Source organism: Sphingosinithalassobacter sp. LHW66-3 (assembly GCF_050703275.1).
Classification (GTDB): domain Bacteria; phylum Pseudomonadota; class Alphaproteobacteria; order Sphingomonadales; family Sphingomonadaceae; genus Sphingomonas.
Genome location: NZ_CP193482.1, coordinates 88,903 through 96,876, shown reverse-complemented (window position 1 = coordinate 96,876; position 7,974 = coordinate 88,903). Strand labels below are relative to the sequence as shown.

At 69.5% G+C, this 7,974-nt stretch carries 8 protein-coding genes; all 8 read right to left on the bottom strand.

All coding sequences use genetic code 11. The features are described 5' to 3' along the window. Positions 1-47: 47 nt before the first annotated feature. The gene (locus ACQ450_RS00445; RefSeq protein WP_188054700.1) at positions 48-1,466 is read right to left on the bottom strand and encodes a UDP-N-acetylmuramoyl-L-alanyl-D-glutamate--2,6-diaminopimelate ligase; all 1,419 of its coding nucleotides are present in this window, start codon (positions 1,464-1,466) and stop codon (positions 48-50) included. Continuing rightward, positions 1,463-3,163 (bottom strand): peptidoglycan D,D-transpeptidase FtsI family protein, encoded by a 1,701-nt coding sequence (locus ACQ450_RS00440; protein WP_431470080.1) that lies wholly within the window; start codon positions 3,161-3,163, stop codon positions 1,463-1,465. Before ACQ450_RS00440 ends, ACQ450_RS00445 begins: the two co-directional genes overlap by 4 nt. Next, on the bottom strand, positions 3,160-3,786 hold the full coding sequence (locus tag ACQ450_RS00435) for a hypothetical protein (RefSeq protein WP_431470079.1): 627 nt from the start codon (positions 3,784-3,786) through the stop codon (positions 3,160-3,162). The genes ACQ450_RS00440 and ACQ450_RS00435 overlap by 4 nt, the downstream gene beginning before the upstream one ends. After that, a complete protein-coding gene (gene rsmH / locus ACQ450_RS00430) occupies positions 3,786-4,739 on the bottom strand; it encodes a 16S rRNA (cytosine(1402)-N(4))-methyltransferase RsmH (RefSeq protein ID WP_188054698.1) in 954 nt (317 codons plus the stop codon). Before rsmH ends, ACQ450_RS00435 begins: the two co-directional genes overlap by 1 nt. Further along, positions 4,736-5,221 carry a division/cell wall cluster transcriptional repressor MraZ gene (locus tag ACQ450_RS00425; RefSeq protein ID WP_431470078.1) on the bottom strand — a complete coding sequence of 162 codons (486 nt, stop codon included), beginning with the start codon at positions 5,219-5,221 and terminating at the stop codon, positions 4,736-4,738. Before ACQ450_RS00425 ends, rsmH begins: the two co-directional genes overlap by 4 nt. 600 nt (positions 5,222-5,821) lie before the next feature. Beyond that, positions 5,822-6,208 carry a hypothetical protein gene (locus ACQ450_RS00420; RefSeq protein ID WP_431470077.1) on the bottom strand — a complete coding sequence of 129 codons (387 nt, stop codon included), beginning with the start codon at positions 6,206-6,208 and terminating at the stop codon, positions 5,822-5,824. Between the two features lie 44 nt (positions 6,209-6,252). Continuing rightward, positions 6,253-7,251, bottom strand: a complete 999-nt coding sequence (locus tag ACQ450_RS00415) for a cysteine synthase A (protein ID WP_431470076.1) — start codon at positions 7,249-7,251, stop codon at positions 6,253-6,255. A 72-nt stretch (positions 7,252-7,323) separates the two neighbouring features. Next, positions 7,324-7,818 (bottom strand): hypothetical protein, encoded by a 495-nt coding sequence (locus tag ACQ450_RS00410; protein ID WP_431470075.1) that lies wholly within the window; start codon positions 7,816-7,818, stop codon positions 7,324-7,326. Positions 7,819-7,974 lie beyond the last annotated feature (156 nt).

Here is a 7,974-nt window from a genome sequence, read left to right as displayed (position 1 = left end):
CGACGCGAACGGATCGGGATACGAGCCTTCCCCTGTGTCGCACCGCCTCACGCCGCGCACTCGCGCGCGACGCTCACATCATCGAACGGCAGCACCAGTTCGCCCACGATCTGCCCCTGTTCATGCCCCTTGCCCGCCAGCAGCACGATGTCCTCCGGCCCCGCTTCGGCGATTGCCGCGGCGATCGCCTCGCGCCGCCCGCCGATCTCGCGCGCGCCGGCCACACCCTTCAGGATCTCGGCGCGGATCGCCGCCGGGTCCTCGCTGCGTGGATTGTCGTCGGTCACGATCACCACGTCGGCGCCCGATCGGGCGGCCATGCCCATCGGCTCGCGCTTGCCGCGATCGCGGTCGCCGCCCGCGCCGAACACCACGATCAGCCGCCCCGCCGTGTGCGGCTTCAGCGCCGCCATCGCCGCCTCCAGCGCATCGGGCGTATGCGCATAATCGACATAGACCGGAGCACCGGCCTTGGTGATGACCGCGCGCTCCAGCCGCCCGCGCACCGGCTGCAGCCGGGCAAGGTTCGACAGCGTCTGCGCCACGTCGCCGCCGGTCGCGATCACCAGCCCGGCTGCGGTCAGCGCGTTCGCCGCCTGATAGGCGCCGATCAGCGGCAGCGTCAGCTTGTGCGCGCGCCCCTCGGCCTCGACCACCAGCCCCTGGCCGAGCAGCGTCGGATCGCGCGAGACCAGCCGCAGCGTGTCGCCGCGCGTGCCGACGGTGACGAGCCGGTTGCCGCGCGCCTGGGCGAGATCGATCACCCGTGCCGAATATTCGCCGTCGTCGGCCCACACCACGGCGGTTCCGTCCGGCGCCAGCACGTCGGTGAACAGCCGCAGCTTGGCGCAGAAATAGGCCGCCATGTCGCCGTGATAATCGAGATGGTCGCGGCTGAGGTTGGTGAATGCCGCCGCCTGCGCCGGGATCCCCTCGGTCCGATATTGGGTAAGCCCGTGGCTTGACGCTTCGAAGGCGACATGCGTCACGCCTTCGCGCGCCAGCCCGGCGACGTTCGAAAGGAAGGTGACGACGTCGGGTGTCGTCAGTCCGGTCGAGACGCTTTCGTCGGCGGTCGACACGCCGAGCGTGCCGATCGAGGCCGCGTGATGCCCCGCCATCCGCCAGAGCTGGCGGGTGAGCTCGACCGTCGAGGTCTTGCCGTTGGTTCCGGTGACGGCGACCGCGGTTTCCGGGAACGGCGCGAAAAAGGCCGCGGCCAGCCGCGCGAAGCGCTCGCGCGGGTTGGCGTCGGCGATATGGACCGCGCCCTCGACACGCGCTTCGGGCCGCGCCACCACGGCGACCGCGCCGCTGCGCACCGCTTCGGCGATGAAATCCTCGCCGTTGACGCGCGCGCCCTGAAAGGCGCCGAACACCGTTCCCGGCGCCACCTTGCGATGATCGATCGCGAATCCGGTCACGACGGCGGTTTCGTTTCCGCCGGTCAAGCTGCCCAGCTTCATTGGCCCGCCGCTTCCTGGCCGGGCGCCTTCCACAGCAGCGGCTGGAGTTCGGCGAGGTTCACGTCACGGCGCGGATCGGGAATCACACCCAGCATCGGGCCGGTACGCTGGATCACGCGCGAGACTACCGGCGCGGCGGTCCAGCCGGCGGTGCGCTGTCCGAAGGAGGCGGCGGTTCCTTGAGGCGAATCGAGCATGGCGATCACCACATAGCGCGGCGCGTCCATCGGGAAAGCCGCTGCGAAGGTCGAGACGTTCTGACTGCGCGAATAGCCGCCGTCGCCCGTCTTCTCGGCGGTACCGGTTTTCCCGCCGACGCGATAGCCGGCCGCATCGGCATTGCGGCCGGTGCCTTCGGTGACGATCAGGCGCAGGAGCTGGCGCATCCGCGCGCTGGTGCTTTCGGAAAACACGCGCTCGCCTTCGGGCGGCGCGCCCGCGGGCGTGCGCAGCAGCGTCGCCGGGCGCCAGATGCCGCCGTTCACCAGCGCGGCATAGGCTTGCGCGAGATGCAGCGGCGTTACGGCGATGCCATGGCCATAGGCGACCGTCATCGTCGTCGTCTCGCCCCAATAGTTCGGCCACAGCGTGCGGCCGGTCTCGATCTCGATCTGCGGGCGAGTGTCGAAATGGAGCTTGCGGAACATCTCCTCGATCCGCTCGCGGCCCAGCTCGGCGGCGATCCGGGCGGTCGCGATGTTCGACGAGTGGATCAGCGTCTCGGGAATGTTGAGCCAGCGGTTCTGCGCATGGTCGTCGCGAATCGTGAATCGGCCGACCTTGAGCGGCTCGGTCGCGTCGAAGCGCCGCGCCATCGACGATACCGCACCGCTCTCGACGGCCAGCGCGGCGGCGATCGGCTTGAAGGTGGAGCCGAGCTCATAGACCGATTGCGTGACGTTGTTCATCGGCGCCACGGTGCCGTTGACGTTGTTCGGATTGAAGCTCGGCAACGAGACCATGCCCAGCACTTCGCCGTTCGCCACGTCGAGGATCACGCCCGCCGCGCCGGCCGCCTGGAAATCGGCCATCGCGCGCGCCAGCTCATTCTCCAGCGCCGCCTGCACGCGCAGGTCGATCGAAAGCTGCACCGGCTCGGAGCGCGCCTCGGGATCGGTGAGCTGCGCGTCGAGCACGCGCTCCATCCCGCGCAGCCCCTTGCCGTCGCGGTTGACGTAGCCGAGCACATGCGCCGCCAGCGCTCCCTGCGGATAGAGCCGCTCGGGCTCGCGGCTGAAGCCGATGCCCGGCTCGCCCAGCGCGTTCACCTGCGCCACCAGCTCGGGCAGCGCGCGGCGGCGCAGATAGCGGAAGCTCGTCTCCGCGGTCAGCTGGCGATGATACCAGGCGACGCTCTTCTCGGGCATCAGCGCATGCAGCTCGCGCGCCAGCTCGGCCTTGTCGCCGATCACGCGATCGGGATGCACGCCGATCGTCCAGGCGTCGATGGTCCGCGCCAGCGGCGTGCCGTTGCGGTCGGCGATGTCGCCGCGCAGCGGCAGCAGCACCGCCGCGGTGTTGCGGATCGAGCGCGGTTCGGCGCCGATGCCGAGCACCGCCAGCCGTACCAGAATCGCCAGCACCGCCGCGGCGAACAGCAGCAGCAGCATCATCAGCCGCACCTGCGCGACGGCGACCAGCGACGCACGCGCGCCGCCGGACCGCTCCTGCGCGGGAGGTGCGACCAGCACGATCACTGCAGCGACGCCCGTTCGGCCTGTGCGCTCTGCCGCAGTTCGGCGAGCGTGCCCGCGCTCAGCAGCCGGTCGTCGAGCATCGCCACCGCTTCGCCGGCGCCGCGCTCGATCAGGCGGTTGTCGCGCTGGGCATAGCGCACCGGGCCGCGCACGGGCTCGCGCTCGCGCTGGCGCTCCGGCTCCGGCGCAGCCGCGCGGGCGGGCGCCGGGGTCGGCGCGGCGCGCACTGCAGGCCTCGGCGCGACATTCTCCGCCTGCTCGATCGGCGCGGCCGCCGTCGGCGAGGGCGCATCGGCCGGCACCAGCAGCGAGGCGTGCTGCAATCCGCCCTCCATCGCGTCGAGGCTAGCGAGCTGCTGCGCATCGGCAAGATACTGGTCCGGGCCCGGCGCCGCCATCGCCAGCACGTCGCCGTTCCAGCGCTGCAGCTGCGCGAAGTTGGCGCGCGTGTTGAACTCGGTCTCCAGGTCGCGGATGTCCTTGTGCGCCTTCGCGATCGCCGCTTCCATCGCGGCGAGATCGGCGCGCTCGGCGGCGACCTGGCTGGTCACCAGATAACAGGCGGGCGCCACGATCATGCCGCAGAGGAACCAGCCCAGTCCCTTCAAGCCATAATCCGCCATCACTCTACTCCTTCACGCGTCGACCAGGGGGCGGCCGCGGTCCGCTGCGCCACGCGCAGCGTCGCCGACCGGGCCCTTGGGTTTCGGGCGATTTCCGCCTCGCTGGCGCGCACCGCGCGCCGGGGTGTTTCAAAACTCGGCTCTGCCCGATCGCGGATGACCGGGCGATGACGCGATCCCGCAGGCTCGGATCCGCTGCGCGTCCGCAGGAAGCGCTTCACGATCCGGTCCTCCAGGCTGTGGAACGTCACCACCGCCAGCCGCCCGCCCGGCTTCAGCACGCGCTCGGCGGCCTCCAGCCCCTCGGCCAGTTCGTCGAGCTCGCGATTGAGGTGGATGCGGATGGCCTGGAACGCCCGCGTCGCCGGGTCCTTCTTCTCGTGCGGCCGATGCCCTAACGCTTTCCTAACCACGTTCGCGAGTTCGGAAGTCCGCTTAAGGGGCCTTGCGGAGACGATCGCCGCGGCCACCCGGCGCGAGCGCGGCTCCTCGCCATAGCGATAGAGCACGTCGGCGATCTCGCCTTCGTCGGCGGTGTTCAGCCATTCCGCCGCGGTCAGCCCCGATCGGCTCATGCGCATGTCGAGCGGCCCGTCGGCCTGGAACGAAAAGCCGCGATCGGCCTCGTCGAGCTGCATCGACGAGACGCCGATATCCATCGTCACGCCATCGACCGGCGCGAGCCCGCGACGGTCCAGCTCGCCCTCCATCGCGGAGAAAGGCGCCTCGATCAGCACCAGCCGCCCGCCGCTCGCCGCGAGCAGCGGCTGACCGCCCTCGATCGCGTTCGGATCGCGATCGAAGGCGGCCACCTCGGCTCCCCGCTCGAGGAACGCCCGGGTATAGCCGCCCGCCCCGAAGGTCGCGTCGACATGCCGCTCGCCGGGCACGATGGCGAGCGCCGCGACGACTTCGTCGAGCAGGACGGGGATATGGGGGGCGTCGTGCGTCACAGCGCGACTCCCTTCTGCTGGCACAGGAATTCGCACATCTCGCGCAGGAAAGGATCGACGTCGGGCGCCTGCATCAGCTGCTCGGGCGCCCAGATGTCGAAAGTATCGCCCGCGCCGGAGAAAAAGGCCCAGCGGCCGATCTTCGCCTTCTGGCGGAAGAAGACGGGCAGCACGAAGCGGCCGCTGCCGTCGAACGGCGCCTTTTCCACCTGACCGAAGGCGCGGCGCTTGGCGCGCAGATCGACGGTTTCGCCGCGGTCGATCGCCAGCCGCTCGATGCGCTCGAGCCGCGCATGCAGCTCCTTCGACCAGGCAAGATCATAGGCAGTGAGGCAGGGATCGATTTCGCTCATGCCGACGACGACTTGGCGCACGTCGGAATTCCGCTCGGCCGCGTTGCGCAGGTCGGCGGGGATCGCGACGCGACCCTTGTCGTCGACCGACTGCAGCGCGAAGCCTTCGTAGAGTTCCCGATCCGTCACGCGCACCCCTGCACGAGGCACGCACTTTCCCGCCCCGGGAAGCGCGGTCGCGTGACCGGCCCCGGCTGCACCCAGCCGACGGAGAAAAGGGACGTGCCCCCTTAACCATCATTGGTAGCAAGAAACGCATTGGGAGGCAACGGGCCAGACGGGGATTAGAGGGGAATTAGCCCCACTCAGCCCCTTTTATCCCCAGAGTTTTATTTAGCTTCTGCTTTTGTTCTTTGTTCGTTTTCCCGCTGCTTCGGCAGATACATGGTTAATCGCGCCGCTGCGGCCGGAATGGGGGGCAAATCCCCTGCGTTCCCCGAAATGCCCGCCGCCGTCGTGTGAGACTCCGCTTCGGCGGCGCATGCACGACGGATCAGCCGCGCGCTCGGCAGGTGCTCCGACGTTGCAGAGAGGGGCCGCGCCTGTTGCGGAGGGAATGGTGAACCGTCCGCGCCCCGGCGTCGCGGCGCACGGCCGGCCTCCCATCGCGCCTCGCGCGCCCTTGTGAGGCAAATGCTGGTGAGGCAAATGCTTGTGAGGCCAATGCGGTTCGGGGTGCCCGGCGCCGTTGCGCCCCTGTCCTGCAAGAAACGGCCCGGCGGGCCGCGCCTAGCGCTTTCGCTCCGCCTGGGATTCCGCCTCCGCGCGCAGCGCCGCCTCGCCTGCTTCGCGCTGTGCTGCGCGCTGCGCCTCGAGCTGCCGGGCGATCGCCGAAGCGTCGACCGATTCGGTCGCGGCGGTGCTCGGCGGCGCGACGCCCAGCTCGGCAAGCGGCTCGTCGCTCTGCTCGGCGGTGGTGTTGCCGCTGCTCTCGGCCGTCATGTTCGCGACGACATCGGCCTTGGGCGCCCCCACCGCGGACACCGGATCGTCGCGATTGGCCGAAGTGAAGATCGCGCTGGCGAGCCCCATCAGGATGAGCACCATCGCCAGCCCGGTCATGCCGACCCGAACGCGCTGCATCGCCTGTGCTGAATCCTGCGAACCCGGTCTCATCACTGTGGCATAAATGTAACGCCGGAAATCGGCGCTGTCATCCTTCAGGAACGTTCCTGTTCGAGACGCGGCGGAACCGGCAGCCCCTTCGCCGCCAGCCACTCGGGATTGTACAGCGACGACAGATACCGAAATCCGGTGTCGCACAGGATGGTGGCGATGCGCTTGCCCGGCCCCAGCTCGCGTCCCAGCCGCACCGCGCCCGCCACGTTGATTCCCGACGAAAGGCCCAGGCACAGCCCCTCCTCGTCGAGCAGCCGGCGCACCCATTCGAGCCCTTCCTCGTCGGAAATGCGAAACTGCGTGTCCACCGGCGCGCCTTCCAGATTGGCGGTGATCCGCCCCTGCCCGATTCCTTCGGCGACCGACGATCCTTCGGATTTCAGCTCGCCATGCGCATAATATTCGTACAGCGCGGCGCCATGCGGATCGCTGAGCGCGATGGTGACATCGGGATCCTTCTCCTTCAGCCCCAGCCCCACGCCGGCCAGCGTGCCGCCGGTCCCCACCGCGCAGGTGAAGCCGTCGACCCGGCCTTCCATCTGCTGCCAGATCTCCTCGGCGGTGCCGACGATATGCGCCTTGCGGTTGGCGGTATTGTCGAACTGATTGGCCCAGATCGCGTTCGGCGTCTCCTCGGCGATGCGGCGGCTGGTGTGCACGAAATGGCCGGGGTTCGAATAGGGCGCGGCCGGAACGAGGACGAGCTCGGCGCCCAGCGCGCGCAGCGTGTCCATCTTCTCGCGGCTCTGCGTCTCGGGCATGACGATGATCGTCCGATAGCCCTTGGCGTTGGCGACCAGCGCCAGCCCGATGCCGGTGTTCCCCGCCGTCCCCTCGACGATCGTGCCGCCCGGCTCGATCAGCCCGCGCGCCTCGGCGTCCTGGACGATGAACAGCGCCGCCCGGTCCTTCACCGAAGCGCCGGGATTGGCGAATTCGCACTTGCCGAAAATGTCGCAGCCGCTGGCCTCGCTCGGCCCCTTCAGGCGCACGAGCGGCGTGTTGCCGATAAGGGCGAGCGTGTCGGAAGTCGCATGCATGGCCGCTAGATAGGGACGCAGGCGGCGCCTCGGCAAGCAAGCGAAACTTGAGGGCGCTGTCGGTTCGGTCCGCTACTCCGCCGCCGTTTCGTTCGCCGCCGTCGGATCGGCCTCGGCATCCTCCAGCCCCTGCCCCGCGCAGCCGCGGAGCAGCACCTCCCCCAGCCGCAGCTGCGCGGTCAGCGGCAGTGCGTTCTCGGGCGTGCCCGCCTCGGTGCAGGGTTCGACGGTCAGCGTCAGCACCGCCGGAGTGCCTTCGGTGTTCTGGGTGGTGTAGACGGCGCTGTCGCCGGTCAGTTCGGGCGCGACGAAATAGAGCTGCTGCGGCTCGGGCGCGTCGCCGGCATGGTCGAAATAATAGATTGTGCCGGGCGCCAGATCGACCATCCAATAGGGATCGTTGCCGAAGGCGCGCACCGGCTGCGACAGATCCACGGGTCCGAGCATCGGACCGCCTGCCAGTGTCGAGACATTCTCCTCGACTGCGTCGTTCGCCGGCAGCGCCTCTCCGCCGCCGCCGCATCCCGCCAGCAGCGCCGCCGCCATCCCCGCCATCAACACGCGCATCCGCCTCTCCTGTCGCAAGCGCACGAACCCTGTCTTCCGCCGCCGCCGCCGTCAACGCAGGCGTCGCTTTCAGGGCGCTCGGCGGGGCTGTCCTACAGGCGCGCGTTCCGCTATTGTTCCGCATCCCTCTTGCGAGTCGCGCAATGATCGAACAGC